This window comes from uncultured Rothia sp., from assembly GCF_937976295.1.
Lineage (GTDB): Bacteria > Actinomycetota > Actinomycetes > Actinomycetales > Micrococcaceae > Rothia.
Genome location: NZ_CALJRY010000094.1, coordinates 1 through 1,802 on the forward strand (window position 1 = coordinate 1; position 1,802 = coordinate 1,802).

Genomic DNA, 1,802 nt, shown 5'->3' on the forward strand with positions numbered 1-1,802 from the left:
GCACCGTGGAGACGTGCCAGAGCGGCCGAATGGACTTCACTGCTAATGAAGGGTCGGGGTTAAACTCGACCGGGGGTTCAAATCCCCCCGTCTCCGCCACAAAAAGCCCCGTACCAGCTGGTACGGGGCTTTTGCTTTACCCATTTCATTCAGGCACGAAGCCTAGAAAATCCTGGTCTAGAAGCTCTTGAAGTCCACGAGGCGCGCATCCGCACCATCAAGCAGAGCCCACTCCCCCGGCACCTCAAACACCGCAATAGAAGAGGGCGGGAAACCGTAGTACACATCCATCGACGCGTTCGGGTCAGAATCAGGGCTCATCAGGCGCTGAGCGGCATCCTGCACACCGGGCAGATGCGACACCACCATCAGAGAATGAACATTCTCCGAAACGCTGTTAATGCGCGCAATAATGCGGGACGCAGACACCTCATACAGACCCTCATCCAGATGAGCTGTAGGCGCCTTCGCCCCCAAAGCATCCGAAACCCACGTCGTCGTCTGGCGAGTACGCAAAGCCGCCGACGACATAATCTGCTCCGGAATATAACCGCAAGAAGCCAGCCAGGCACCAGCGGCAGCAGCCTGCTCATGGCCGCGCTTCGTCAGCGGACGATCAAAATCGTTCAGACCCCAATCAGCCTCCGCATGGCGCATAATAATCAGACGCTTGACCCCGCCGCGGTGCGAGCCAGATGCAGTGTTGGAAGAATTTTCAGCCATACCCCCATTCTATCTAGAGGGCGCCAGAACGTCCCGCACGTTGCCACCGCACACGCATACTGGCGACTGAGAGCGGGCACAAGTAAACCCCGGCGCACCGGCATCACGCCAGCACACCGGGGTGCACTCTACAGAAGCTACATTCTGCACATACTAAATCGAGTATTCCGGAGCAGCCCAGACAACAACCTCGGGGTGCTCAAAGAAGCGGTAACCCTGGCCGCGCACCGTACGCACGGTACCCGACAGGCGACCCAGCTTCGAACGCAGACGACGAATATGCACGTCAATCGTACGCTCATGCGGATGCTCGTCACCGGAGCTCCACAGTGCCTTCAGCAGCTCCTCACGACCCACGGTGCGGGAAGAATTCTCCACCAGGTGCGCCAGCAGCTCGAACTCCTTGAACGTCAGCATGAGCGGCTCACCATCCAGGAACACCTCGCGGCGTGCCAGGTCAATCAGCACACCCGAAGAGTGGCTATTCGTGGTCTCTGCCTCGCGGGCGGCATGCGCCTCCGGGTGCATGTACATTGCGGTCGGATCACCGAGCGCGTTACGCACCACCTCAAGGTCGCTACCCTCAGCATTCACCGGAGCCAACGCCACAGCGGCGTACGACTCCGACTCGGGAGCCAGATGGTGTGCATAAGTACGCAAATCCTGAACGATACGCACCAGGGAGGTGCCGTTCGCGGCAGCAAGCTCCTCGTTCAAACCCACATAGAGCACGAAGCCACGTGCCTCATTTTCCTGAGCCTGCTTATGGGCAGAGTCACCGGCTGAGAAAGTCATCGGACGCAACGTTGCGGCCTGCGTAGCGGGACGCTGAGGCTGCACGACCTGGCGCTTAGCGGCGCGGCCGCGCTGGGAGATGTGGACATATCCAGGTACAGCGCCTGACATGGTTCAACCTTCTCTCAAAGTCTGTGTACGGGATCCCAGTCGTACGTGGTGTGGGGTGCGCCGGAAGTGACGCCGAGTCAAACAGTCCCCAATACCTGTTCGAGTCTCAATCCTCTTACTTAATATTTCTCCTATTTGACGGATAAATCAAGCGGATTCGACATAGTGGATTC

At 58.6% G+C, this 1,802-nt stretch carries 2 protein-coding genes and 1 tRNA gene; 1 reads left to right on the forward strand and 2 read right to left on the reverse strand.

From position 1 onward, the window contains the following. Window positions 1-7: 7 nt before the first annotated feature. Window positions 8-99: transfer RNA gene (locus Q0216_RS02485), tRNA-Ser, on the forward strand. A gap of 78 nt (window positions 100-177) precedes the next feature. On the opposite strand, the gene Q0216_RS02490 is transcribed toward Q0216_RS02485, so the two are convergent. Then, the gene (locus tag Q0216_RS02490) at window positions 178-723 is read right to left on the reverse strand and encodes a histidine phosphatase family protein (RefSeq protein WP_298592658.1); all 546 of its coding nucleotides are present in this window, start codon (window positions 721-723) and stop codon (window positions 178-180) included. A gap of 153 nt (window positions 724-876) precedes the next feature. Next, window positions 877-1,629, reverse strand: a complete 753-nt coding sequence (locus Q0216_RS02495; protein WP_298592660.1) for a winged helix-turn-helix domain-containing protein — start codon at window positions 1,627-1,629, stop codon at window positions 877-879. Window positions 1,630-1,802 lie beyond the last annotated feature (173 nt).